This window comes from Mycobacterium tilburgii (genome assembly GCF_902168065.1).
Lineage (GTDB): Bacteria > Actinomycetota > Actinomycetes > Mycobacteriales > Mycobacteriaceae > Mycobacterium > Mycobacterium tilburgii.
On the sequence record NZ_LR655690.1, the window covers coordinates 33,471 to 57,789 of the forward strand.

The window sequence follows — 24,319 nt, forward strand, 5'->3', positions numbered from 1 at the left end:
CTGCGGTATTGCGTCAGTACATGACCATGTCGGGTTGTATCTGCTGTGCCCATGCCACAATGCCGCCTTGCAGGTGAACGGCGTCGGAGAAGCCGGCCTTCTTCACCGCGGCCAGCGCTTCGGCCGAGCGCACGCCCGTCTTGCAATACAGCACCGCCTTGCGATCGTGCGGCAGCTTCGCCAGTCCTTCACCGGAGCTGAGCAACGATTTCGGGATCAGCTGTGCGCCGTCGATGTGGTTGATGTCCCATTCGACCGGCTCCCGGACATCGATAAGGGCCAGCTTCTTGCCCGAGTCCAATAGCTCGCGCAGTTCCCGAGGGGTGATGGTGGAGTCGCTGGTGGCCTGCGTCGCGTCCTCGGAGACCACGCCGCAGAACCCCTCGTAGTCGATCAACTCGGTGATCTTGGGCGTCGACGGGTCCTTGCGGATGCTGATCGTGCGGTAGCTCATCTCCAGCGCGTCGTAGATCATCAACCGGCCCAACAAAGATTCGCCGATGCCGGTGATCAGTTTGATCACCTCGGTGCCCATCACCGACGCGATCGACGCGCAAATGATGCCCAGCACGCCTCCTTCGGCGCAGGACGGCACCATGCCGGGTGGCGGCTCCGGGTAGAGGTCGCGATAGTTCAGGCCGCGCTCATTTCCGCCCTCATCGGCGGGCGCGTCCTCCCAGAACACCGAGACCTGGCCCTCGAAGCGGTAGATCGACCCCCACACGTAGGGCTTGCCGGCCAGCACCGCGGCGTCGTTGACCAGATAACGGGTGGCGAAGTTGTCGGTGCTGTCCAGGATCACGTCGTACTGCGCGAACAGGTCGACGGCGTTGTCCGCCGACAGCCGGAACTCGTGCAGCCGCACGTCGATCAACGGATTGATCGCGTGGATCGAATCGCGCGCCGACTGAGCCTTCGGCCGTCCGACGTCGGCCACGCCGTGAATGATCTGGCGCTGCAGGTTCGACTCGTCGACGACATCGAAGTCGACGATTCCGATCGTCCCGACGCCGGCCGCGGCCAGGTACAACAACGCGGGGGCGCCCAGCCCACCGGCGCCGATCACCAGCACGCGGGCGTTCTTCATCCGCTTCTGCCCGTCAACGCCCACGTCGGGGATGATCAGGTGACGGCTGTACCGCGCGACTTCGTCGCGGCTCAGCTCGCTAGCGGATTCTACCAATGGCGGCAACGATGCGTACACCGAATATCTCCTCGGTCGACTGCGCGACTCACCTAACAGAAGTAAACGCCTCGATCGCCGGCATTGCTTCCCCACCCGCGTCGTCGCTGCTAGGCGATGGGATACGGCCAGGCGTTGGGGCGGCACACCTTGCCGTCGGCCTTGACGCTCTCAGGGTCGAACTGGGCGCCGTCGTCGTTGGAGGTGGAGAACGTCTGCTGCATCATCACCGGCGCCAACGCGCCCTGCTTGTCGCACGGTTCGTGGCGCACATAGCCGATGGCGTGTCCGACCTCGTGGTTGACGACGTACTGCCGGTAGGAGCCGACATCGCCCTCGAAGGGCACGGCGCCGCGCACCCAGCGCGCTTCGTTGATGAACACCCGCGCCTGCCGGTCGGGTCCGTACACCGGGTTGTAGCAGGAGGTCTCCAGCCGGAACTCGTAGCCGCACCCCTCGCGCACCGTGACCGGCGACACCAGCGAAATCCGGAAATCAGGCTTGGCGCCGGTGGATCCGTCGACTCTGACGAAGGCGAACTGCGGATTGTGGGTCCAGCCCTTGGGGTTGGCCAGCGTCTGATCGACCATCGTCGCGAAGGCATCGTCGCCGTCGAACATCGCGGGGTCTAAACCGTTCTCGATATCGACGCTGTACTTGAACACCTTCGCGGTGCCCTGGCCGATCTGCGGCGTGGTGCCCGGCACGATGTGCCAGGTCTTGTCGCCGGCCTCGGTGAACGGCCCGCCGTCCGGCAACGTCCCGGCCGGCAGGTTGGCGTCGAAGGTGGCCAGGCCGCGCGGCGGCGCGTCGAGGATGGCCGTGCCCACCGCCCCGATCGCCGGTGGTCCCTGGATGGGTTTGATCTCGGACGGTTTGGGCTCGCCGACGCCGGTCACCGTCTGGTAGATGACGACGGCGGTCAGCACCACCAGCACCGGCAGCGCGTAGGCGCGCCACCCGTAGGTGGAAACGAACCGGCCCAGCCAGGTTTGCTTGCGCCAGCGCCGCGGCCGCTCCCGGTCGGCGCGGGGCCGTCCGGGGCCCGCCGCGGCGGAGTCACGCAACGCCCGAAGGGGTTCCCGCCACTCGTCGCGCAGCACGGGCACCCGACCGGGGCCGTGCACTGGCGGCTCGGACGTCATTGCCCCAGGATGGCACAGCCGCCAGCCCGGGCGCCCCTGGCGCGCCCGATAACATTCGTTCCGCCTGCCGTGCCGGTCGTTGACACATCACGGATAGTTCGTTGACACATCACGGGTAGTAATGTCTGTGCGACGAGCGAAACGCGGCCGGCCTGTTGGATGACCGGTCGCCACAATCCAAACGAGGACCAAGTGAGCGATCTCGCCAAGTCGGCGGCGCGGCGTGCCGTCAGATCGGGTGACCGCGGCCGTCCCAGTGACGGTATTGCGAATTCGAATCGGCGGGGTAATCGGTTGCCGCGCGACGAGCGTCGCGGCCAGTTGCTGGTCGTGGCCAGCGACGTCTTCGTCGACCACGGCTACCATGCGGCCGGCATGGACGAGATCGCCGATCGGGCGGGTGTTAGCAAACCCGTTCTCTACCAACACTTTTCCAGCAAGCTGGAGCTGTATCTAGCGGTGCTCAATCGCCACGTCGACAACCTGGTGACGGGCGTACAGAACGCGCTGAGCACCACGACCGACAACCGGCAGCGGCTGCACGCGGCGGTCGAGGCTTTCTTCGATTTCATCGAGCACGACAGCCAGGGGTACCGGCTGATTTTCGAGAACGACTACGTCACCGAGCCCGAGGTCGCCGCGCAGGTGCGCGCGGCCACCAAATCGTGCATCGACGCGGTGTTCGCGCTGATCAGCGCCGACTCCGGCCTCGACCCCCACCGCGCCCGGATGATCGCGGTGGGTTTGGTCGGCATCAGCGTCGACTGCGCTCGCTACTGGCTGGAGTCCGATCGCCCGATCTCCAAATCGGACGCCGTCAACGGCACGGTCGCGTTCGCGTGGGGCGGGCTATCCCACGTGCCGCTCGCCCGCTCCTAGTGGGCCTTCCCGCTCGGCTTCGCCTCGGCGCCCAGGCCTATGCCGAAACCAACCCGGCGGCTGTCGGCGGCGCCGATCTCGACGTAGGCGATCTTGGCGGTCTGGATCAGGTAACGACGACCCTTCTCATCACTCAGGCTGAGCAGGCCCGAGCCCTCATGCAGCGCGGCGTTCACGGCATCCTCGACCTCGGCGGGCGTCTGCGTGCTGGTGAAGACCAGCTCGCGCGGGCTTTCCGTGATACCGACCTTGACCTCCACGATGGCCCCTTCCGTTGTTCTTCCGTCGCAAGCGTGTCAGCTGCAGGTTAGTGGACGCGACCGGTGCAGCCTCGGTCACCGGCGCGAGTTCGCGGTGAGCGAAACCATTTCTAACGGCATATAACGATTCGTTCTCAGCTGGGTCAAGGTGGCCGTTCGGGACCGCCGCCGGCATTTCACGTCAGTAACATCGGCACCATCAGAAACACGCGTGATGATCGTCCCGGCCTAGCCCGTGGCCGCGCCCACAACTACCCCGGAGACGACTACGCCGGAGCCGACCACCACGGCTACGGGGATGACGGCTACCGGGAAGACGGTCACGAAGACGAGGAATTCGACGAGTACAAGGAGCTGCTCTGGCCCATCGGCAGCTGGCGCCCGGCCGTCGCCCTGCTCGGTGCGATCATCGCGATCGGTGCCATCGCGACTGCGGTAATCATCAACAGCGGCGACAGCGCGTCGACGAAGGCCACAGTGGGACCGGCTCCCACCATTGTGACGTCCGCGACCCGGACCAGCAGCGCGCCCAGTGCTTCGCGCAGCCCATCCTCCAGCACCTCCCAGGCCCCTCAACTACCGCAGGAGACCGTGACGACCCTGACCACGCCGAGCGCGGCGCCGACCATGCCGCCGCTGGTCTCCCCGCCTCCCGCTGTCGTATCACCAAGGGTCGCAGTAAATCCGAACACGGTCTACTACAGCGTGACCGGAACGAAGCAACTGCTCGACCTGGTGAACGTCGTCTACACCGACGCTCGCGGCTACCCGCAGACCGAGTTCAACGTGTCGCTGCCATGGACCAAGGTGGTGGTCATGAATCCGGGGGTGACAACCCGCTCTGTCATCGCGACCAGCATCTTGGGCCGGCTCAACTGCGCGATCGTGAATGCCGAAGGTCAGGTAGAGGTGGTGTCGGCCAACAGCTCGAATCTGGCGACCTGCACGCGGTAACGGTCAGCTCAAACCGAGTTCCCCCATCCGCCGGTCGTGCGTTTGCTGCATGCGCTCGAAAAACGCTCCGAGCGCGCCCAGCCCGCCCGCGCCGGATACCACCAGGTCGACCAGCTCGTCGTGGTCGGCCAGCAGGTATTGCGCCTGGGTGATCGCCTCACCGAACAGCCGGCGGGCCCACAGCGCCAGCCGGCTGCGCTGTTTGCCGCTGGCGGTGACCGCGGCCCGGACCTCGGAAACGACGAACTGCGAGTGCCCGGTTTCCGACAACACCGCCCGCACCACGTCGGCGACCTCGTCGGGCAGGCTGTCGGCGATCTCGAGGTACAGATCGGCGGCCAGCGCGTCGCCGACGTAGGTCTTCACCAACGCTTCCAGCCAGGTGCTGGGCGTCGTCAGCCGGTGGTAGTTCTCCAGCACCGAGACGTACCTCGACATCGCGGCAACGACGTCGACACCGCGGCTTTCCAGCGCGTCGCGCAGCAGCTCGTAATGCATCATCTCGGCGGCCGCCATGCTCGCCATCGAGATACGTCCCTGCAGGTCAGAGGCCATGCAGGCCTCGTCGGTCAGCCGGTAAAAGGCGGCCACCTCGCCATAGGCGAGAACTGCGAACAGTTCGTTGATGCCGGGGTGATCCGCGCTGATTCCGGGGGAAGGCGAATCGTCCACTTGGTCGGCAGAGGAGGCCGAAGTCATGGCATCACTGTAGTCGGCGGACTGGGACAAGGATGGATCCGAGCTGTCGACCAGCTATTATAGAGATAGTATAGTAGTTGTATTTCTTTCTGCCGCTGCTATCGGCGAAATGTGCGTGCACAGTTGGCCCGCCTTATTTGAAGCGGGGACCAGCGACTCGGCGACTAGGAAGTCGGAATTCGTGCGCGCGTGACCGCGACAGAAAACCGACTCAATCGAATAGTCACCGAAAGGGACGTCACCCACGTATGACTGCACTCACAAGCAAAACTGAACCCACTTTTGCCGAACTCAGTGTCCGCGACGAAATCGTCCGGGCGCTGGCCGAAAAGGGCATCGAGCGCGCGTTCGCGATCCAGGAACTGACCCTGCCGGTGGCGCTGGCCGGCGACGACGTCATCGGCCAGGCCCGCACCGGGATGGGCAAGACCTTCGCCTTCGGCGTGCCGCTGCTGCAGCGGATCACCAACGGCGTCGGCGTGCGGCCGCTCAACGGCACACCGCGCGCCCTGGTCGTGGTGCCCACCCGGGAGCTCTGCCTGCAGGTCACCGAGGACCTGGCGACGGCCGCGAAATACCTGATCGCCGAGGAGGACCGTCGGCTGTCGGTGGTCTCCATCTACGGTGGACGCCCTTACGAACCGCAGATCGAGGCGCTGCGCGCCGGCGCCGACGTCGTGGTCGGCACGCCGGGCCGCTTGCTCGACCTGGCCCAGCAGGGCCACATGCAGCTCGGCGGGCTGTCGGTGCTGGTGCTCGACGAGGCCGACGAGATGCTCCACCTCGGCTTCTTGCCCGACACCGAGCGCATACTGCGTCAGATTCCGGCCGACCGGCAGTCGATGCTGTTCTCGGCAACCATGCCGGATCCGATCATCACGCTGGCCCGCACGTTCATGGACCAGCCCACCCACATCCGGGCCGAAGCGCCGCACTCGGCCGCCACCCACAACACCACCGAGCAGTTCGTCTACCGCGCCCACGCGCTGGACAAGGTGGAGTTGGTCAGCCGGGTGCTGCAGGCCGAGCGCCGCGGCGCGACGATGATCTTCACCCGCACCAAGCGCACCGCGCAGAAGGTGGCCGACGAACTGGCCGAGCGCGGGTTCAAGGTCGGCGCGGTGCACGGCGACCTGGGCCAGATCGCCCGGGAAAAGGCGCTCAAGGCGTTCCGGGCTGGCGACATCGACGTCCTGGTGGCCACCGACGTGGCCGCCCGCGGCATCGACATCGACGACATCACGCACGTGATCAACTACCAGATTCCCGAGGACGAGCAGGCCTACGTGCACCGGATCGGCCGCACCGGCCGCGCCGGGAAAACCGGTATCGCCGTGACCCTGGTGGATTGGGACGAACTGCCCCGGTGGGCTGCTATCGACAAGGCGCTGAACCTGGGCTCCCCCGACCCGGCCGAGACGTACTCCAGTTCGCCGCATCTCTACGCCGAGTTGGGCATTCCCGCCGACGCCCGCGGCATGATCGGCGCGCCCCGCAAGTCGCCGGTCAAACGGCGCGAAACGGAACAGCGCACCTCAACGTCCGAGCGTCCCGCACGGACCCGCTCCGGGACTCGCCGACGGCGCACCCGCGACGGCCAGCCGGTGACCGGTCACCCGGACGGCGCCAACGGCCCGACCGGCGACGGCGGAGCGGATGATGGCGGGGCCACCGCTAGGACGTCCAGAGCTGTCGCCGCCGTCGCCGCAAGTCCGCAGAAGCCGGCACGCAAGCCAACTGACTGACGGCCCTAGTCATGGTCAAACCCGAACGCCGCACCAAGGGCGATCTGTTGGCCGCTGCGGCGATTGTAGTGGTGGTGGCGGTCACCGCGTCGCTGATCTGGTGGACCAGCGACGCGCGGGCGACGATCAGCCGGCCCGCCGCAACACCCGCGCCCAACCCCAGCCAGGCCCGCGAGGTGCCGCGCAACCTCAAGCAGTTGTGGACCGCAGCCAGTCCCGCCAGCATGACGCCGGTAATCGTGGGCGGCACGGTCGTCACCGCCGCGGGCCGGGAGGTGACGGGACGCGATCCCGGCAACGGCCAAACACGCTGGAGCTACGCGCGTGACACCGATCTGTGCGGCCTGTCCTGGGTGTACCACTACGCCGTAGCGGTCTACCGCGACGACCGCGGCTGCGGACAGGTCAGCACCATCGACGGGTCCACCGGCCGCCGCGGCCCCGCCCGCAGCAGCTACGCCGACCCGCACGTGCAGCTGTCGTCGGACGGCACAACGGTGCTGTCGGTCGGCGACACCCGTTTGGAGCTGTGGCGCTCGGACATGGTCCGGATGCTGGCCTACGGCGAGACCGACGCCCGGGTGAAGCCGTCGGCGCGCGGGCTGCACTCCGGCTGCACGCTGCACTCGGGGGCGGCCAGCTCACTGGCCGTGTCCGTGCTGGAGACCTGCGCCAACCAGGCCGACCTGCGGCTGGCGCTGCTGCGACCGGGCAAGGAGGACGACGAACCCCAGCAACATCTCGTCGCCGAGCCCGGGCTGGGCCCGAACTCCGGGGCCCGAGTGCTGACCGTCTGGCAAAGCAACACGGCCGTCTACCTGCCCGGCGTGGCCGGCACGCAGCCACGGGTCGAGGTGATCGATGAAACGGGCACCACCGTGGGAAGCACGCTGCTACCCAAGGTGCCGTCGAATACGGCGGTGTCGCAGGCCGGCAACCTGGTGACGTGGTGGACCGGTGATTCCGTGTTGGTCTTCGACGCCAGCAGCCTGACCCTGCGCTACACGATCGCCGCGGGGCCGCAGACCGTTCCGCTCGGGCCCGGCGCCATGATGGCGGGCAAGCTGTTGATCCCAGTCACCGGCGCGATCGGGATCTACGACCCCGTCACCGGGGCCGGCGAGCGCTACATCCCGGTGCACCGAGCGCCGAGCGACCGCCCGGTGGTGCCGGCCGTGTTGGGCTCGCGAATGTTCGAGCAGCGGGGCGACACTGTGGTGGCGCTGGGCTGACGCGCGCCACCCAGCGGCGTTCAGTGTGCGCCCGAGGCGGCGACACACCGGGCCGTCGTGCCGTGGCTGCACATCGAAAGCCGCCAGTGCACATCGCGGGCCCGCCCCGCGGACGCTGCGGCGCGCTCTCGCACGACTCAGGCGTCGACCGCGAATGTCGGCAGCGGTTTGCCGGTCTTCCAGTGCTTGATCAACGCCTGCGCCAAGTCCGAATACGCCACCGCCCCCTTGTTCTTGCGCCCGGACATAACCGACGAGCCCGACGCGCTGGCCTCGGCGAAGCGCACGGTGCGCGGGATTGGCGGCGCCAGCACCGGCAAGTTATAGCGGTCCGCGACGTCGAGCAGCACATCGCGGGTGTGGGTGGTGCGCGAGTCGTACAGCGTCGGCAGCGCACCCAGCAGCCGCAGCCCCGGGTTGGTGATCTGCTGGACGTCGGCGACGGTGCACAGGAACTGCCCGACGCCGCGATGCGCCAGCGTCTCGCACTGCAGCGGCACGATCACCTCGTCGGCGGCCGTCAAACCGTTGAGGGTGAGCACGCCCAGCGACGGCGGGCAGTCGATGACAACCACGTCGAATTGATCGGCGACTTTCGCCAATGCCCGTTTGAGCGCATATTCGCGGCCGGCCCGCATCAGCAGCATCGCCTCCGCGCCCGCCAAGTCAATGTTGGCCGGCAGCAGCGTCATTCCCTCCACCGTGGTGACCAGCGCGGCGCTCGGCTCGAGCTCGCCGAACAGCACCTCGTGCACTGACGCCGGCAGCTTGTCGGGATAGTGTCCTAGCGAGAACGTCAGACAGCCCTGCGGGTCGAGATCCACGAGCAACACCCGATGGCCGCTTTCCGTCAGCGCCGCGCCCAGCGAGGCGACCGTCGTCGTCTTGGCCACGCCGCCCTTCTGGTTGGCCACCGCCAATACTCGCGTCTCAGCCATTAGCGCCGCTCCTCCTCGCTTGGCTCTGGATCGTCGTCGGCGCACTCACCCTTGCTCATCCTGGCATGTTCGGTGCCGGGTAGCTAAGTACAGAGGGGCGGCAAGTCTCGGGCAGAATCACTCGATATGGGCTTACACGACCACCGACTGGTCCTGCTCCGTCATGGTGAAACCGCATGGTCCAAATCGGGCCAGCACACCGGTCGGACGGACCTCGAGCTCACCGACGCCGGCCGCGTGCAAGTCGAACTGGCCGGGCGCGTGTTGCGTGGACTCAATCTCGCCGACCCGCTGGTGATCAGCAGTACCCGCTTCCGTGCCTTGACCACCGCCAAATTGGCCGACCTCACCGTCGACGAGGTGTCGGAGCTGCTCGCCGCATGGGATTACGGCTCCTACGAAGGATTGACCGCCGCGCAGATCCACAAGCGGGTTCCCGACTGGCTGGTATGGACGCATGGATGTCCCGGCGGAGAGAGCGTGGCGCAGGTCAGTGACCACGCCGATCGGGTCGTCGCGATCGCGCTGGAGCACATGAACGGGCGCGACGTGGTGTTCGTCGGGCACAGCCACTTCTCCCGGTCGATCATCACCCGTTGGATTGAACAACCGCTCGTCAACGGCAGCCGCTTCTGGATGCTCGCCGGCTCGATCGCGTTCTGCGGTTTCGAACACGGCGTGCGGCAGCTAGCCGCGCTCGGATTGACCAGCCAGCCACAAGCGATCGCACCCGGGTGAGCCTCGAACCGCCGTTCGCGCTGTGTGGCCCGCGCGGCACCTTGATCGGCGAAGGGGCGCGGGCGCGCTACGCCGACATCACCGCCGCACAGGCCGCATTGTCCTCCGACGACGCGCCAATAGTGTTGGGCGCCTTGCCTTTCGACGTAGATATGCCCGCAGCCCTGATGGTGCCGGAAACCGTGCACCGCGGCGATACACCGCCCGACTGGCCCACGGTCCCACTGCCCCCCGTGCACATCGCGGCCGCCATGCCGCCGCCGGCGGACTACCGCGCCCGGATCAGCCGGGCCCGCGACGAGCTGAACGCCCCGGACACCGCACTGAGCAAAGTGGTGCTAGCACGCGCGTTGCGGCTGAGGGCCGACGCGGCGCTGGACGCCCGCGCCATCCTGCGCCGGCTGGTCGCCAATGATCCGGCAGCCTACGGATATCTGGTCGACTTGAGTTCTGCCGGAACGGATTACGCGGGAACCGCGCTGGTGGGTGCCAGCCCGGAACTCTTGGTCGCACGCGTCGGCGATCGGGTGATGTGCCAGCCGTTCGCGGGGTCGGCGCCGCGGGCGACGGATCCCGAACGCGACGCCGCCAACGGCGCCGCGCTGGCCGCCTCCGCCAAGGACCGCCACGAACATCAGCTGGTGATCGACACGATGCGCACCGCGCTGGCCCCGTTGTGCGACGACCTGACCATCGCGGACCAGCCGGAGCTGATCCGCACCGCAGCGGTCTGGCATCTGTGCACCACGATCAGCGGTCGGCTGCGTGACACCTCAACCACCGCAATCGATCTCGCGTTGGCACTGCATCCGACCCCGGCCGTCGGCGGAGTACCGACGAAGGCGGCATCGGAGCTCATCGCCGAGCTGGAGGGCGATCGCGGCTTCTACGCCGGGGCGGTGGGCTGGTGTGACGCCGCGGGCGACGGCTATTGGGTGGTGTCCATCCGCTGTGCGCAGCTGTCGGCGGATCGCCGCACCGCCACGGCTCGCGCCGGCGGCGGCATTGTCGCGGAATCGGATCCCGACGACGAAGTAACGGAAACCACAAACAAATTCGCGACGATACTAACCGCGTTAGGAGTTGAGCAGTGAGCGACGTCATCCGCCGCGCCACGCCCGCGGACGCCGCCGACATCACCGAGATTATTCACGCGCTGGACCGAATTCGAACACGTTGCCGAACACTGCACCGTCACCGAAAAGCAGATCAGCACAGCACTTTTCGGAGACACCCCGATCGCGTACGCGCACGTGGCTGAGGTCGGCGGCGTTCGCGGCGATGGCGCTGTGGTTCATCCATTCCTCCACCTGGGACGGCGTCGGAAGTATCTACCTCGAGGACCTGTCCGTACGCAGCGAATTCGTCGTCGCGGGCTGGCCCGCCGCCTGCTCGCGGCCCCGGCCGGTGAATGCGTCGACAACGGCTACACGCGGCTGTCCTGGGCGGTGCTCAACTGGAACGTCGAAGCGATCGCACTCTGCGACGGGGTCGGTGCACAACCGCAGAACGAGTGGACCACCTACCGACTTTCCGGGTCGTCGCTTGCCGAGCTGGCCGGGCCCCGCTGATCACCGGCGGCCCAGCGCAGCGCCGCCGGACTGAACAGCAACGCCAGCACCGTCAGCGCCAGCACAGCAACGGGGATGCCGAATGCCGGCCGATGTGAACCGACGGCGAGATACCAGGCCACCGGCAACAGCAGCAGCTGGATGAACACGGCAAGCCCGCGGCCCCAGCGCCGGCCGACCACCAATGCGCGGCCGGCGGCCAGCACCACACCGCCGATCAGCAGGAACCAGACCGCGGTGCCCAGGCCGTTGACGATGCGCTGGTCGGCGCCCGCAACCGCCCGCACCACCAGCACCGCGGCCATCACCAGTGCCGCCAGCCCCTGGGTCGCGACGATTAACCCCGCGCCGCGGACGGCGGACGGCGGTACGGTCGGGCTGCTGGGGACGCGGTTCACAGCGTCAGCGTAGTCACGCCGGCACTCGGCGCCGCGGACCGCCGGTTCCCCACAGCAGGGCCATAACCGTGCCGCATAAGCTCGTGCCTCATGCGAGCCGTGCTGATCGTGAACCCCGCAGCAACGTCTATCACATCGGCCGGCCGCGACCTGCTGGCACATGCACTCAATAGCCGCCTGCAGCTCACCGTCGAGCACACCAACCACCACGGCCACGGGACCGAACTGGGTCGGGCCGCCGTCGAGGACGGCGTGGACCTGGTCGTCGTGCACGGCGGGGACGGCACGGTCAGCGGGGTCGTCAACGGTTTGCTGGGCCGCCCGGGCTCACCCCGGCCCGCGCACCTGCCCGCCGTCGCGGTGGTTCCCGGCGGATCGGCGAACGTCTTGGCGCGATCACTTGGCATCTCCCGCGATCCGGTCGCTGCCACCAATCAGCTGATTCAGCTGATCGACGACTACCGCCGGCACCAGACCTGGCGCCGCATCAGCCTGATCGACTGCGGCAAGCAATGGGCGGTGATTAACGCGGGCATGGGCGTCGACGCCGAGGTGGTGGCCGCGGTGGAGGCGCAGCGCAACATAGGGTGTCAAGGTGACGCCGTTGCGGTATTGGCGGGTGGCGGTGCCGATCACGGTGGGTTACAGCCACCGCGCCCCCAATATGACAGTCGAGCTGCCCGGCCGCGATCCCGTGTCGGGCGTGCAATTCGCTTGGGTTTCCAACACTACGCCGTGGACCTACAGCAACAGCCGTCCCATGGTCACCAACCCGTGCTGCAGCTTCGAGTCGGGCCTGGGCGTGTTCGCGGTCACCAGCATGAAGGTGATTCCGACGCTAGGATTATTGCGACAGATTCTCGCCAAGAACCCCGAACCGGAAGCCAAACAACTCGTCCGCGACGACAATGCGGCCTGCCTGCGGATCACCTGCGCCGACGGGCCGGTCGCAAGTCAGTACGACGGGGAGTATCTGGGGCGACGGGAGTCCATGACGTTCCGAGCGGTGCGCGAGGTGCTGCCCGTCGCCGCGCCGCAGGCGCATAAATGTGCCTGAACTGCGAAAATTCCGAGAAATTCGGTTGTCCAAACGGCGGCGAACGCCGCGAGTATAGTACAATGACTTAAGGGTCGGACACCGCCGTAACCAAAGTGAGATACCCCACGATCGAACTGATACTATTGACATCTGTTGTGCCCGTGAAACAATTGAAAGGTTGCATGCAGAGATTTGGCGGGGTGCCCGACGGACCCTTACTCATGCAAGCGTTAAAGAGCCGACTAAATAACGCGAGTGCGCGCTGCTGCGCACATAGTAAGGAGTAACTACTTATGGATTGGCGCCACAAGGCGGTCTGTCGCGACGAAGACCCGGAGCTGTTCTTCCCAGTAGGGAACAGTGGTCCGGCACTCGCGCAGATCGCTGACGCGAAACTAGTCTGCAATCGGTGCCCTGTGACCACAGAGTGCCTTGGCTGGGCGCTGAACACGGGTCAGGACTCGGGCGTGTGGGGCGGTATGAGCGAAGACGAGCGGCGCGCGCTGAAGCGCCGCAATGCCCGGACGAAGGCACGCAGCGGAGTCTGACACAGTCTCTGACAGCGCGGCCCTGGCAGATGCCGGGGCCGCGCTGTTGCGTGTGGCTTTCACATCGACAACCTGGACCGGCGGCCGATCGGCACCCGCAACACCACGTCGGTGCCGCCGTGCGGCGCCCGCCGCATGCCCAGCGTGCCGTCCAGCTCCGCGGCCACCAGCGTCCGCACGATCTGTAGGCCCAAGCTGTCGGATTTCTCCAGGCTGAACCCCTCGGGCAGGCCCCGCCCGTCGTCGTGCACCACCACGTCCAGCCAGCGCGCCGAGCGTTCGGCGCTGATCGTCACCGCCCCCTCCTGAATGACAGGATCGAACGCATGCTGGATAGCGTTCTGCACCAGCTCGGTGATCACCATGATCAGCGCCGTCGCGCGGTCGGAGTCCAGCACGCCTAGGTCGCCGACCCGGTTGATACGGATCGGACGGTCCACCGAGGCCACATCGTTCATGATCGGCAGGATCCGGTCGATGACCTCGTCGAGGTTCACCTGCTCGTCCACCGACATCGACAGCGCGTCGTGCACCAGCGCGATCGATGACACCCGGCGCACCGATTCGATCAGCGCCTCCCGGCCTTCGGCGTTGGCGGTGCGGCGGGCCTGCAGCCGCAGCAATGAGGCCACGGTCTGCAGATTGTTCTTCACCCGGTGGTGGATCTCGCGAATCGTGGCGTCCTTGGAGATCAGGGCCCGGTCCCGCCGCTTGACCTCGGTCACATCGCGAATCAGCACCGCTGCGCCCTTGCTGGCGCCGTGCACCACCAACGGCAGGGTCCGCAGCAGCACCGTGGCGCCGCCGGCATCGACCTCCATACGCATACTCTTGCCGCCGGCCAGCAAGTCCTGCACGTGTTCGGCTATCTCTTGTGCCTCAAAAGAATCCGAGATCAACGGCCGAGTGATCCGGATCAGATTGTGGCCCTCGAGCTCGCTCGTCAATCCCATCCGGTGATAGGCCGACAGGGCGTTGGGGCTGGCGTAGGCGACCACGCCGTCGACGTCGAGCCGGATGAACCCGTCGCCCACCCGCGGGGTGGATCGCGACATCGCGACGTCGCGCACATCGGGAAAAGTGCCTTCGGACAACATGTGTACGAGATCGGCGGCGCATTCGCGGTAGGCGGTCTCCAGGTGCCCGGAGTTGTCCTCGGCCGTCACCGCGGTTTGGTGCTGGGTGAGCACGGCGACCACCTGGTCGGCGTAACGCACCGGGGACGCCGCCACGTGCGGCCCGGGTAGTTGCCACGAATCTTGTTCGGCCGCAGTGATTTCCCGTTGTGCGACGCCTGACGCAAAGGTCTGTGCCACCAGCGGGAGCCGCTCGGCCGCCACCACGCTGCCGACCGAATCTTTCTGCAAGACGGTCGGCGCGGTGTTCGGCCGGCACTGCGCCACACAGACCAGCACACCATCGTCGCGGCGAACCCACATCAGGTAGTCGGCGAACGACAAGTCAGCCAGCAGCTGCCACTCCCCGACCACCGCGTGCAGGTGATCCACCGCGTTGCCGGGCAGCATCGTGTGCTCGGCAAGCAGGTCACCGAGAGTGGACATCAACTACTCCCGCGTGGTGGAACGGCGGTAGAGATGAGCCGGCGGGCGTCAGCTGATCACGGCGATGAGATCGCCCGCCTGGATGACGTCGCCCACCGACACACTCACCTTGCTGACCGTGCCGTCGACTTCGGCCAAGACTGGAATCTCCATCTTCATCGACTCCAGCAGCACCACGACATCGCCCTTGCCGACCTGGTCGCCCTCGTTGACCACCACTTCGAGCACGCTCGCCACGATCTCGGCACGAACATCCTCGGCCATTTTCACCCCGCTGTCTCGGCCATTCGGCATGCTGACCGGTCCGGTCCTTGCATCAAGCTCATGTATGATCGAACCACAGCCGCCCAGCACCGCGCGGCGGCGGTGGGGCGAAATCTACGGGACGAGGCCGTGCGACAATGGGGGCAATCTGACGGGTGCTCGGCACTCGAATCACGACCGAATGACGGAGGTTCCCTGATGGCCAAGCGCGGCCGTAAGAAGCGTGATCGCAAGCACAGCAAGGCCAACCACGGTAAGCGGCCCAACGCCTGACCGCTGCCGGGTACGCCCGCCCCGTTACGACTGCAAGTCGCGGATGATGGTGGTGCGGCGGATCTCCAGTCGCAGCCGCTCCCGCAGACCCTCCGGGGCCTTCTCGCAGCTGCATTTGGTCGCGAGCAGCGCCTTGAACTGCTCTTCGAGACCGAACAACCGTAGGCACGGTGGGCATTCGTCGAGGTGACGCTTGAGCTTTTCCCGCTTCTTGGGCGTGCAATCACCGTCGAGTAGCGTCCATACCTCGGTAATCAGTTCGGCGCACTCGGCCTTGGTACGGGGCTCCGCGCTCGCCGAGGGGTCGGTGGGCGAAAACTCGCCCATGACGACACCTCCTCGTGCGTCTGCTGGCCCCGCGTGAAACCGCGCTCCTTGGCGACATCGACCAGGAGGCTGCGCAGCTACCGCCTGCCGCGGTGCAGCCCGCGAGATGACGGTTCTGATGGGCGTGTCCATGATTTCGGCGATCTACGGGAAACCCTCGACGTCGGAGTAGTACACCGCCATCCGGAACTCCTCCGGTAGTGCCTGCAGGGCTGCCTTGATCGGCGTCCGCGGGATTGCGCGTCATCCGCAACGCACCGCCGTAGAGCTGGTAGAGCAGAGGAATCGCATCTCGTTCGAACCGGGCGGTCAGTTCCTCGTCGGTCTCGGCGGAGCCTTGCAAGCGGCGCGTCGATCGGCTGTTCCGTCGTCTAGACCTGGTCGGAACCGGGCGCTGCGTCTGGACCATTCTCGAAGTAGGCCATCTCGATCAACACGGTCCCTTCTGTTGCAGTGCCGCCCGGCCATGCCTTCAGCGACAGCGGACTCGCGAAGAAGCGAGCCGACTGCTCGTCCCTGCCTGGTAAGACTAACCGGCAGGTCGCCGTTGACACCGAATGCTCCTCCCAATCTAAAGGCTGTGACCGACGAGCTCTGCCCGGGTTGCCGACACGCGTTTTCTGAGACCGTCACAGTCAACAGCTCCGGCCGATCTGCTATTTCCTGGGCCGGCGTGATCGGCCGCAATCCCGCGATTCACCCGCAGGGCGTTACTGTGACGCCATGTCTCTCACTGGCAAAACCATGTTCATCTCCGGCGCCAGTCGCGGTATCGGCCTGGCCATCGCCAAACGCGCCGCTCAGGATGGCGCCAACATCGCCCTGATCGCCAAGACGGCGGAGCCGCACCCCAAGCTGCGGGGCACGGTGTACACCGCAGCTAAGGAGCTCAAGGAGGCCGGCGGCCAGGCCCTGCCCATCGTGGGAGACGTCCGCGATCCCGACTCCGTCGAATCCGCTGTGGCAAAGACTGTCAAGCAGTTCGGCGGCATCGACATCTGCGTCAACAACGCGTCGGCGATCAACCTGGGGTCCATCACCGAGGTGCCAATGAAGCGCTTCGATCTGATGAACGGCATCCAGGTGCGCGGCACGTACGCGGTCTCGCGGGCGTGTATTCCGCATATGAAGGGCCGGGAGAACCCACACATCCTGACGCTGTCCCCTCCAGTGTTGCTCGGGGAGGAGTGGCTCAAGCCGACGGCGTACATGATGGCCAAGTTCGGCATGACGCTGTGCGCGCTGGGCATCGCCCAGGAGGTGCGCGAGGAGGGCATCGCGTCCAACACGTTGTGGCCGCGCACGCTGGTGGCCACCGCCGCGGTGCAGAACCTGCTCGGCGGCGACGAGGCCATGGGGCGCGCCCGCAAGCCGGAGGTCTACGCCGACGCGGCCTACGTCATCCTGAACAAGCCGTCGAAGGAATTCACCGGCAACATGCTGCTCTGCGAGGACGTGTTGCTGGACTCCGGCGTCACCGATCTGTCGGTGTACAACTGCGTGCCAGGCGGACAGCTCGGTGTCGACTTCTGGGTGGACGGCGTCAACCCGCCCGGGTACTCGGACACCTAAGCCGGGCCGACATGGCCGCGACGCCAGCGCTGGCGGCCCTGACCAGAGCCGGTGTGCCGCGCCAGGTGGTGAAGTTCGGCCAGGATCCCCGGGAGCAGTCGTTCGGTGTCGAAGCCGTCAAGGCGCTCGGCTCGGCCGGCGTTGCGCCGGAGCAGATCTACAAGACTTTGGTGATCGCGGTGTCCGACGGGCTGGCGGTCGCGGTCGTGCCGGCCGCCGCGCGGCTTTCGCTGAAGGCGGCCGCGGCGGCGCTCGGCGTGCCGAAGGCGTCGATGGCCGTTCCTGCGCTGGTCCAGCGCACCGCCGGCTACGTGGTGGGGGCGGTCTCGCCATTCGGTCAGCGCAAGCGGCTGCTAACGGTCGTCGACTCCAGCGCCCTGGGGAGCGGGTGTTCTGCAGCGCCGGTAGCCGCGGTTGGGATGTCGCGGTGGAGCCGCGGGACCTGATCCGCGTCACCGGCGCGGTGACGGCGAACATTCGCAGCTAGCTTTTGGTCAGGGTGAACTGCGCGACGTCTGTGTAGCCCTCGCGGAACAGGTCAGCGCAGCCGGTGAGATACTTCATGTACCGGTCGTAGACCTCCTCCGATTGGATCGCGATGGCCTCCTCGCGGCGCGCTTCTAGGGCGGCCGACCACAGGTCCAGGGTGCGGGCGTAGTGCAGCCGCAACGGCTGGACGAGCGTGACGGTGAAGCCAGCGTGCCGGGCGTGCTCTCCGACCGCCTTGGCGTTGGGTAGGTCACCGCCCGGGAAGATCTCGTCCATGATGAACTTCATGAAGCGGATCTTGGTCATGGTGATGGGCAGTCCACGCTCGGCGAATTCCTCGTCGCTGGGCTTGATGATGGTGTGCAGCATCATCACCCCGTCATCGGGCAACGCCGCGTAGGCGGTCTTGAAGAAGTCGTCGTAGCGGTCGCGTCCGAAGTGCTCGAAGGCGCCGATAGAGACGATGCGGTCGACCTTCTCGTCGAACTGTTCCCAGCCCTGCAGCAGGACGCGCTTACTGCGCGTTGACGGATGGCTGTCCAGCCGCTGCTGGACGTGCGCCTGCTGGTTGCGGCTCAAGGTCAGGCCGATGACGTTGACGTCGTAACGCTCGAGTGCGCGCACGATCGTGGTGCCCCATCCGCAGCCGATGTCGAGCAGCGTCATATCGGGTTGCAGCCCGAGTTTCCCCAGCGACAGGTCGACCTTGGCGAACTGTGCCTCTTCGAGTGAGATGTCGTCGCGGTCGAAATACGCGCAGCTGTAGGTTCGGGTGGGATCCAGGAAGAGCGCAAAGAATTCGTCGGACAGATCGTAGTGTGCCTGCACATCCGCGAAATGCGGTTGCAGTTCCGGGGGTTCGCTTTTCTTCGCGGACAAAAGGCACAACCTTCGACAGTCAGACTTAAATGGGTTTGCGGTATTCGATTAAAGTTGGTCGAATTTTCGTCCGCCAGTCTATCCGACCGCCCACCTCGTCACGCGCACAACGTCGGCCGCCAAGCGACCGACGTTGTGGAGGCCCCGGATCCGGTGCTGTACCGACCCGGGTCAGGCGGCTTTCGTCCGGCTGCGCACCTGCAGCGCACTGACCACGTCGACGACCCCGATCGCTATCAACCAGCAGCCGGCGACGTGCCGGTAGCCTCGTCGATCGCCTTGATCTTCTCGGCCAGCGCCGGATCTGTCGTCACCGCAAACCGTCCGTCCACACATGACTTTCATGGTGCCCGGTACCCACGACACCCGCCGACACGGCAGGATGAAGCCGTGAACACCGAGCCTTGGACGGCCCCCACCGCACCGGCGCCGGTGCACGCGACGGTCACCGTTCCGGGCTCGAAATCGCAGACCAACCGGGCGCTGGTGTTGGCCGGACTGTCCAGCGCCCAGGGCCAGGGCACCTCGACCATCAGCGGCGCGTTGCGCAGCCGCGATACCGACCTGATGATCGGCGCGCTCGTCACGCTCGGCCTGACCGTCGACGGGGACGGGTCCGAACTGAAAGTCAGCGGCCGCCTCAACCCCGGTCCCGGCACGCGGGTGGACTGCGGCCTGGCCGGCACGGTGTTGCGGTTCGTTCCGGCGCTGGCCGCCCTAGCCGACTCGCCGGTCATATTCGACGGCGACGACCAGGCCAGGGCCCGGCCGATCGCGCCCCTGCTGGACGCGCTGCGCGACCTGGGTGTCCCGATCGAGGGAACGGGCCTGCCGTTCCGGGTGCTGGGCGGCGGATCGGTCGCCGGCGGCGCGGTGGCGATCGACGCGTCGGCGTCATCGCAGTTCGTATCCGGGCTGTTGTTGTGCGGGGCATCGTTTCGCGACGGACTGACGGTCACCCACACCGGCACGTCGCTGCCGTCCGCGCCGCATATCGCGATGACGACCGTGATGCTGCGGCAGGCCGGCATCGATCTCGACGATTCGGCGCCCAACCGCTGGCGGGTGAACCCGGGCGTCGTCGCGGCCCAACACTGGGACGTCGAACCCGATCTCACCAACGCCGTTCCCTTCCTGGCCGCGGCGGTGGTCACCGGCGGCAGCGTGCGCATCACCGGATGGCCGGCCGTGAGCGTACAACCCGCCGGCCACATCCTTGACATGCTAGGCAAGCTGAATGCCGTTGTCACTCATACTGATTCATATCTCGAGGTGCGCGGGCCCAGCGGTTTCGACAGATTCGACGTCGACCTGCGCGACGTCGGTGAACTCACACCGTCGGTGGCAGCACTGGCCGCGTTGGCAACTCCCGGGTCGGTGTCACGGCTGACCGGCATCGCGCATCTGCGCGGTCACGAGACCGACCGCCTCGCCGCGCTGAGCGCGGAGATCAACGGCCTCGGCGGCGACTGCCGCGAGACCGACGACGGGCTGGTGATCACCGCGACTCCCCTACACTCCGGCGGCTGGCGCGCATACGCCGACCATCGGATGGCGATGGCCGGTGCCATCGTCGGGCTGCGCGTCACCGGAGTCGAGATCGACGACATCGGCGCCACTTCCAAGACGCTGCCGGAGTTCCCGCAGCTGTGGTCGCACATGCTGGAGTCCAGCGATTGAAACCGGGCGACTACGACGAATCCGACGTCAAGGTCCGATCCGGCCGGGGTTCACGACCCCGGACCAAAACCCGCCCCGAGCATGCCGACGCCCAGGCCGCCATGGTGGTCAGCGTCGACCGCGGCCGCTGGGGGTGCGTGCTGGGCGGCCGGCCCGAACGCCGGGTCATCGCCATGCGGGCCCGCGAACTCGGCCGCACCCCGACCGTGGTCGGCGACGACGTCGACGTGGTCGGCGATCTGTCCGGGCGGCCGGACACCCTGGCCCGGATCGTGCGTCGTGGGCCGCGACGAACGGTGCTGCGGCGCACCGCCGATGACACCGATCCCACCGAGCGTGTGGTGGTCGCTAACGCCGATCAACTGCTCATCGTGGTGGCGCTCGCCGATCCGCCACCGCGCACGGGTCTGGTCGACCGGGCGCTGATCGCGGCCTACGCGGGCGGACTAACCCCGATTCTATGCCTGACGAAGACCGACCTCGCCCCGCTCGAGCCGTTCGCCAAACAGTTCGCGGATCTTGACCTGGCGGTCGTCGCCGCCGGCCACGACGATCCGCTGCTGGCGGTGGCGGATCTACTGTCGGGCAAAATCACCGTACTGCTCGGACATTCCGGGGTGGGCAAGTCTACGCTGGTGAATCGTCTTGTCCCCGAAGCGGATCTGGCCGTCGGAGAAGTGACAGATATCGGCCGGGGCCGGCACACGTCGACGCAGTCGGTCGCGCTGCCCCTTGATCCGACGCGGGCCGGCGCGGGCTGGGTGATCGACACCCCGGGCATCCGCTCGTTCGGACTGGCCCACGTCCAACCCGACGACGTGATGATGGCGTTCTCCGATCTGGCCGACACCGTGCAGGATTGCCCGCGCGGCTGCGGCCACATGGGACCGCCGGCCGACCCGGAATGCGCGCTGGACTCGCTGCCTGGACCCGCGGCTCAGCGCGTCCAGGCAGCAAGGCGATTACTCTGGGCGCTCAGGGAGCCTTAGCCAGCCGAATGCCGAGCTCGCCGGGCCGCACCAGATGCCCCTCGGTGACCACAAACGCGATCATCAAGCGGATGGTGATCAGGTGAAGTTCGGCGAGGGCCAGCAGGCAGGTCAGGAAGAGCACCCAGAAGTAGAGCGTACGGGCGTCGACGACCAGCGCGCTGCCCAGCAGCGTCCCGACATGGCCGTGCGCCAGGTTGTGCAGGTTGGTGCTGGCCCGCATCACGGCGCCGCCACACCCGGATGGAATCTCGGTAACACGTTCGCGAGGGACCCGTTGAAATCGTAGACAACAAATGTTGTCAAAGTTATCGTGAGCGCAGTGAGGAAAATTAGGAGGTTGTGATGAGTTCCTTAGCGACTACATCCGCTGATCCGCTCGTACCAGATTCCCTTACCTGGAAGTACTTTGGCGATCTGCGACAGGGATGATGGGTGTCTGGATCGGGGCGATCCAGAACATGTTGCACCACCTCGGCGCTGGTGTCGAAGAGCATTCGATCCTGCTGCGCGAGCCGCTGCAACGGGTGGCCCGGTCCGTGTATCCTATCATGGGCGTGGTCTACGACGGCGACGTTCTTCATGCTCCTCGTCAAGGTCGCCGAATTGCTCGCTGACCTCCTCGGGCAACCCGTGCGATTCGGGCCCGAACAGCCATACCGTCGGCATGGTCAACAGTTCACCGGCCTCGTCCAGCCGGGTCCCACCGTCGACCGTGGTGGCCAGCGCCTGCAGCCCGGCGCCGCGCAACGCGGCCAGCAGCGCATCGAGCTCCGGCGCGGTCACCATCCGAAGCGAAAAGATGCGCGGGCCGAGGCGCGCAAGCACTTGCCGTTGAAGGGGTCGACACTGTGTCCCGCCAGGATCACCGCGGCGGCGTCATCGCGCCAGCAAGGCGGATCAGCGTGCCCGCATTGCCCGACTCGCTGATCTCCACGGCGACGGCGACCAGCTGCGGCAACCCGGCCAGCGCCTCAGCCAGTCCGGCGGACGGCATGTCACACACGGCGACCAGGCACGCCGGAGTCACGGTGTCGGACAAGGCTTTTGCGGCACGCTCGGTGACGACATGCACCGAGCCCTGCTGGCCTGCCGCAATTTCGCGTGCCGCTGCGCGGTGAGCTCGGTGACGAAGACGTCGCGCACCAGCCCGCACGCCAAGGTCGCCCCGACCAGGCTGGGGCCTTCGGCCAGGAACTGGCGGGCGCGTCACCATCCGACATGCCGATACGATTTGACCGCCGCGGCCACTTGGGCCGAGCGCTCAGTAAGCACCGGAGTTAAGCAGCCTCTCCCGAGGGCGCGTTGACGTCCTTGGGCAGCGCTGCCCGCGCGACGTCGACCAGGGCGGTGAACGCCGCCGGGTCGGTGATCGCGATGTCGGCGAGGTTTTTCCGGTCGAGTCCCACGCCCACGGCCTTCAGGCCCTGGATCAGCCGGTTGTAGGTGATGTCGTTGGCACGGGCCGCCGCGTTGATCCGCGAAATCCACAACTTGCGGAACTCACCCTTACGCACCCGGCGGTCGCGGTAGGCGTACTGCAGCGAATGCAGTTGCTGCTCTTTGGCTTTGCGGTAGAGCCGGGACCGCTGGCCGCGATAGCCTTTCGAGGCCGACAGGATGCTGCGCCTCTTCTTGTGGGCGTTGACTGCCCGCTTTACGCGTGCCATGGATATTCCTACTCTCGTTCAAACGTAATGGTCAGGGTGCAGGTCCGGGTGGCTGCGCCACGCCCGGCGCCCGCCTGGGCAAATCAGCCGTTCAGCAGCGCGTTGATGCGCTTGGTGTCGTTGGCCGCGGCCGTGGTGCGGCCGTCGAGCCGCCGGGTCCGCTTGCTCGGCTTGTGCTCGAGCAGATGCCGGCGATTGGATTTCTGGCGGACGATCTTGCCGGTTCCGGTGCGCCGGAATCGTTTTGTCGCCCCGCTGTGGGACTTGGCCTTTGGCATGTTTCCTCTGGTTCTCGGTCAGTCCTCAGTGTCGTTTGAGCGTCGGTCAGGTCGATGAAGCGGTGGTGTCGCCGGTCTCAGCGGCATCGTGCGCCGCGCCGGCTCCCACCTCTTCGGGGTGCCGCGCCCGGGCGCGGGTCTTCGCGCCGCGGTGCGGTGCCAGCACCATCGTCATGTTGCGTCCGTCCTGCTTGGCGGACGTCTCGACGAATCCGTATTCGGCGACGTCCGCGCCCAGCCGCTGCAGCAATCGGTAACCCAGTTCGGGCCTCGACTGCTCACGACCGCGGAACATGATGGTCACCTTGACCTTCGATCCTGATTCCAGGAAGCGGATTACGTGTCCCTTCTTAGTCGCGTAATCGTGATCGTCGATCTTGGGTCGCAACTTCTGTTCCTTGACCACGGTCTGCTGCTGGTTCCGGCGGGATTCGCGCGCCTTCTGCGCCGCCTCGTACTTAAACTTGCCGTAGTCCATGATCTTGCAGACCGGTGGTCTGGCATTAGGGGCAACTTCGACGAGGTCGAGATCGGTATCCGCGGCGACGCGCAAGGCGTCTTCGATGCGCACAATGCCTACCTGCTCCCCCCCTGGGCCAATCAATCGGACTTCAGGTACGCGGATGCGCTCGTTGACGCGGGTCTCAGTGCTGATAGGGCCTCCCTTGTTGGGCTTTTAGTCCACTCGCTGCGACCAGCCGCGGTGGCCGTCGGGATTCAGCGGTGGCGACGCCACACCATCAGCAAAAAGCCCTGCAGAAGCAAGGCCCGATGCCGACCGATCACGGGTTGAACGAGTTCAAACCGCCCGCGAGATACGCGGAACAGGTACCGCTAGATACCTGTGACCGGACCGCTGAGCCTTGAAATAATTTCGCGGTTAGCGGTGGGAGGGACTCCACTTAAACTGTCCCAGGCCTGAGCCGAGATGGTCGCATTGAATAGTCTAGCAGCCATCGGCCGTCGACCAGCATCTCAACCACGGCGGCACCGCCCCGAGAATTCGC

24 protein-coding genes and 8 pseudogenes are annotated in these 24,319 nt (G+C 66.5%); 15 read left to right on the top strand and 17 right to left on the bottom strand.

The window, feature by feature from the left end; all coding sequences use genetic code 11:
- Positions 1–13: 13 nt before the first annotated feature.
- Entirely contained in the window at positions 14–1,204 is a 1,191-nt protein-coding gene (gene moeZ, locus FQ389_RS00155; RefSeq protein ID WP_144205740.1) for an adenylyltransferase/sulfurtransferase MoeZ, read from the bottom strand.
- 89 nt (positions 1,205–1,293) lie between these two features.
- Positions 1,294–2,328, bottom strand: a complete 1,035-nt coding sequence (locus FQ389_RS00160) for a DUF3152 domain-containing protein (protein ID WP_144205741.1) — start codon at positions 2,326–2,328, stop codon at positions 1,294–1,296.
- 192 nt (positions 2,329–2,520) lie between these two features.
- Between FQ389_RS00160 and FQ389_RS00165 the strand changes: the two genes are divergently transcribed.
- Positions 2,521–3,207 (top strand): TetR/AcrR family transcriptional regulator, encoded by a 687-nt coding sequence (locus FQ389_RS00165; RefSeq protein WP_144205742.1) that lies wholly within the window; start codon positions 2,521–2,523, stop codon positions 3,205–3,207.
- Here the strand turns inward: FQ389_RS00165 and FQ389_RS00170 are convergent.
- A complete protein-coding gene (locus FQ389_RS00170; protein ID WP_144205743.1) occupies positions 3,204–3,467 on the bottom strand; it encodes a DUF3107 domain-containing protein in 264 nt (87 codons plus the stop codon). The two genes, FQ389_RS00165 and FQ389_RS00170, sit on opposite strands and share 4 nt — an antisense overlap.
- Before the next feature lie 198 nt (positions 3,468–3,665).
- On the opposite strand from FQ389_RS00170, the gene FQ389_RS00175 reads away from it, so the two are divergent.
- On the top strand, positions 3,666–4,421 hold the full coding sequence (locus tag FQ389_RS00175) for an MmpS family transport accessory protein (protein WP_407662719.1): 756 nt from the start codon (positions 3,666–3,668) through the stop codon (positions 4,419–4,421).
- A 3-nt stretch (positions 4,422–4,424) separates the two neighbouring features.
- On the opposite strand, the gene FQ389_RS00180 is transcribed toward FQ389_RS00175, so the two are convergent.
- The gene (locus FQ389_RS00180) at positions 4,425–5,120 is read right to left on the bottom strand and encodes a ferritin-like fold-containing protein (RefSeq protein WP_144205745.1); all 696 of its coding nucleotides are present in this window, start codon (positions 5,118–5,120) and stop codon (positions 4,425–4,427) included.
- A 248-nt stretch (positions 5,121–5,368) separates the two neighbouring features.
- Here FQ389_RS00180 and FQ389_RS00185 point away from each other — a divergent pair, with 248 nt between their 5' ends.
- Positions 5,369–6,865 carry a DEAD/DEAH box helicase gene (locus FQ389_RS00185; protein WP_144205746.1) on the top strand — a complete coding sequence of 499 codons (1,497 nt, stop codon included), beginning with the start codon at positions 5,369–5,371 and terminating at the stop codon, positions 6,863–6,865.
- A gap of 11 nt (positions 6,866–6,876) precedes the next feature.
- Entirely contained in the window at positions 6,877–8,097 is a 1,221-nt protein-coding gene (locus FQ389_RS00190) for an Rv3212 family protein (RefSeq protein WP_144205747.1), read from the top strand.
- A 137-nt stretch (positions 8,098–8,234) separates the two neighbouring features.
- Here the strand turns inward: FQ389_RS00190 and FQ389_RS00195 are convergent, their stop codons facing one another.
- A complete protein-coding gene (locus tag FQ389_RS00195) occupies positions 8,235–9,035 on the bottom strand; it encodes a ParA family protein (RefSeq protein ID WP_144205748.1) in 801 nt (266 codons plus the stop codon).
- 126 nt (positions 9,036–9,161) lie between these two features.
- On the opposite strand from FQ389_RS00195, the gene FQ389_RS00200 reads away from it, so the two are divergent.
- From FQ389_RS00200 to FQ389_RS00210, 3 genes and pseudogenes are all read left to right on the top strand, one after another.
- Positions 9,162–9,773, top strand: a complete 612-nt coding sequence (locus FQ389_RS00200; RefSeq protein WP_144205749.1) for an acid phosphatase — start codon at positions 9,162–9,164, stop codon at positions 9,771–9,773.
- Positions 9,770–10,867: an isochorismate synthase gene (locus tag FQ389_RS00205; RefSeq protein WP_144205750.1), complete on the top strand. Its 1,098-nt coding sequence runs from the start codon at positions 9,770–9,772 to the stop codon at positions 10,865–10,867. Before FQ389_RS00200 ends, FQ389_RS00205 begins: the two co-directional genes overlap by 4 nt.
- A pseudogene (locus FQ389_RS00210) lies at positions 10,864–11,344 on the top strand (N-acetyltransferase family protein). The gene FQ389_RS00205 and the pseudogene FQ389_RS00210 overlap by 4 nt, the downstream one beginning before the upstream one ends.
- Here FQ389_RS00210 and FQ389_RS00215 read toward each other — a convergent pair.
- Complete coding sequence (locus tag FQ389_RS00215) at positions 11,296–11,742, bottom strand: hypothetical protein (protein ID WP_144205751.1); 447 nt, start codon at positions 11,740–11,742, stop codon at positions 11,296–11,298. The pseudogene FQ389_RS00210 and the gene FQ389_RS00215 sit on opposite strands and share 49 nt — an antisense overlap.
- Positions 11,743–11,832: 90 nt before the next feature.
- Between FQ389_RS00215 and FQ389_RS00220 the strand changes: the two are divergent.
- Both FQ389_RS00220 and whiB1 read left to right on the top strand, forming a co-directional pair.
- Positions 11,833–12,799 (top strand): annotated as a pseudogene (locus FQ389_RS00220) (diacylglycerol/lipid kinase family protein).
- 275 nt (positions 12,800–13,074) lie between these two features.
- On the top strand, positions 13,075–13,329 hold the full coding sequence (gene whiB1 / locus FQ389_RS00225; RefSeq protein ID WP_003874607.1) for a transcriptional regulator WhiB1: 255 nt from the start codon (positions 13,075–13,077) through the stop codon (positions 13,327–13,329).
- Between the two features lie 59 nt (positions 13,330–13,388).
- On the opposite strand, the gene FQ389_RS00230 is transcribed toward whiB1, so the two are convergent.
- Positions 13,389–14,891: a sensor histidine kinase gene (locus FQ389_RS00230; RefSeq protein ID WP_144205752.1), complete on the bottom strand. Its 1,503-nt coding sequence runs from the start codon at positions 14,889–14,891 to the stop codon at positions 13,389–13,391.
- Positions 14,892–14,939: 48 nt separating this feature from the next.
- On the bottom strand, positions 14,940–15,155 hold the full coding sequence (locus FQ389_RS00235; RefSeq protein ID WP_144205885.1) for a biotin/lipoyl-binding carrier protein: 216 nt from the start codon (positions 15,153–15,155) through the stop codon (positions 14,940–14,942).
- A gap of 198 nt (positions 15,156–15,353) precedes the next feature.
- Between FQ389_RS00235 and FQ389_RS21810 the strand changes: the two genes are divergently transcribed.
- Positions 15,354–15,428: a 50S ribosomal protein bL37 gene (locus FQ389_RS21810; protein ID WP_011728008.1), complete on the top strand. Its 75-nt coding sequence runs from the start codon at positions 15,354–15,356 to the stop codon at positions 15,426–15,428.
- A 24-nt stretch (positions 15,429–15,452) separates the two neighbouring features.
- Here FQ389_RS21810 and rsrA read toward each other — a convergent pair whose 3' ends face one another.
- Both rsrA and FQ389_RS00250 read right to left on the bottom strand, forming a co-directional pair.
- Complete coding sequence (rsrA, locus tag FQ389_RS00245; protein ID WP_144205753.1) at positions 15,453–15,755, bottom strand: mycothiol system anti-sigma-R factor; 303 nt, start codon at positions 15,753–15,755, stop codon at positions 15,453–15,455.
- Positions 15,683–16,164, bottom strand: a pseudogene (locus FQ389_RS00250) (sigma factor-like helix-turn-helix DNA-binding protein). Before FQ389_RS00250 ends, rsrA begins: the two are co-directional and overlap by 73 nt.
- Before the next feature lie 314 nt (positions 16,165–16,478).
- Here FQ389_RS00250 and FQ389_RS00255 point away from each other — a divergent pair.
- Positions 16,479–17,327: an SDR family oxidoreductase gene (locus FQ389_RS00255; RefSeq protein ID WP_144205754.1), complete on the top strand. Its 849-nt coding sequence runs from the start codon at positions 16,479–16,481 to the stop codon at positions 17,325–17,327.
- Between the two features lie 11 nt (positions 17,328–17,338).
- A pseudogene (locus tag FQ389_RS00260) lies at positions 17,339–17,814 on the top strand (YbaK/EbsC family protein).
- Here the strand turns inward: FQ389_RS00260 and FQ389_RS00265 are convergent.
- Both FQ389_RS00265 and FQ389_RS18395 read right to left on the bottom strand, forming a co-directional pair.
- Positions 17,811–18,695, bottom strand: coding sequence for a cyclopropane mycolic acid synthase family methyltransferase (locus FQ389_RS00265; RefSeq protein WP_144205755.1), 885 nt, complete (start codon positions 18,693–18,695; stop codon positions 17,811–17,813). The pseudogene FQ389_RS00260 and the gene FQ389_RS00265 overlap by 4 nt on opposite strands.
- 257 nt (positions 18,696–18,952) lie before the next feature.
- Positions 18,953–19,027 (bottom strand): annotated as a pseudogene (locus tag FQ389_RS18395) (hypothetical protein); the annotation flags it as partial.
- A 58-nt stretch (positions 19,028–19,085) separates the two neighbouring features.
- Between FQ389_RS18395 and aroA the strand changes: the two are divergent.
- Both aroA and rsgA read left to right on the top strand, forming a co-directional pair.
- On the top strand, positions 19,086–20,375 hold the full coding sequence (aroA, locus tag FQ389_RS00270; protein WP_144205756.1) for a 3-phosphoshikimate 1-carboxyvinyltransferase: 1,290 nt from the start codon (positions 19,086–19,088) through the stop codon (positions 20,373–20,375).
- A complete protein-coding gene (gene rsgA / locus FQ389_RS00275; RefSeq protein WP_144205757.1) occupies positions 20,372–21,364 on the top strand; it encodes a ribosome small subunit-dependent GTPase A in 993 nt (330 codons plus the stop codon). Before aroA ends, rsgA begins: the two co-directional genes overlap by 4 nt.
- 31 nt (positions 21,365–21,395) lie before the next feature.
- Here the strand turns inward: rsgA and FQ389_RS00280 are convergent.
- Positions 21,396–21,590: pseudogene (locus tag FQ389_RS00280) on the bottom strand (rhomboid-like protein); the annotation flags it as partial.
- Between the two features lie 119 nt (positions 21,591–21,709).
- On the opposite strand from FQ389_RS00280, the pseudogene FQ389_RS00285 reads away from it, so the two are divergent.
- A pseudogene (locus tag FQ389_RS00285) lies at positions 21,710–21,972 on the top strand (oxygenase MpaB family protein); the annotation flags it as partial.
- A gap of 4 nt (positions 21,973–21,976) precedes the next feature.
- On the opposite strand, the pseudogene FQ389_RS00290 reads toward FQ389_RS00285, so the two are convergent.
- The 4 genes and pseudogenes from FQ389_RS00290 to infC all read right to left on the bottom strand — a co-directional run.
- Positions 21,977–22,558, bottom strand: a pseudogene (locus FQ389_RS00290) (TrmH family RNA methyltransferase); the annotation flags it as partial.
- A gap of 86 nt (positions 22,559–22,644) precedes the next feature.
- A complete protein-coding gene (gene rplT / locus FQ389_RS00295; RefSeq protein ID WP_144205758.1) occupies positions 22,645–23,034 on the bottom strand; it encodes a 50S ribosomal protein L20 in 390 nt (129 codons plus the stop codon).
- Positions 23,035–23,117: 83 nt separating this feature from the next.
- On the bottom strand, positions 23,118–23,312 hold the full coding sequence (gene rpmI, locus FQ389_RS00300) for a 50S ribosomal protein L35 (protein ID WP_144205759.1): 195 nt from the start codon (positions 23,310–23,312) through the stop codon (positions 23,118–23,120).
- A 46-nt stretch (positions 23,313–23,358) separates the two neighbouring features.
- Entirely contained in the window at positions 23,359–23,967 is a 609-nt protein-coding gene (gene infC / locus FQ389_RS00305) for a translation initiation factor IF-3 (RefSeq protein ID WP_260860389.1), read from the bottom strand.
- Positions 23,968–24,319: the final 352 nt, after the last annotated feature.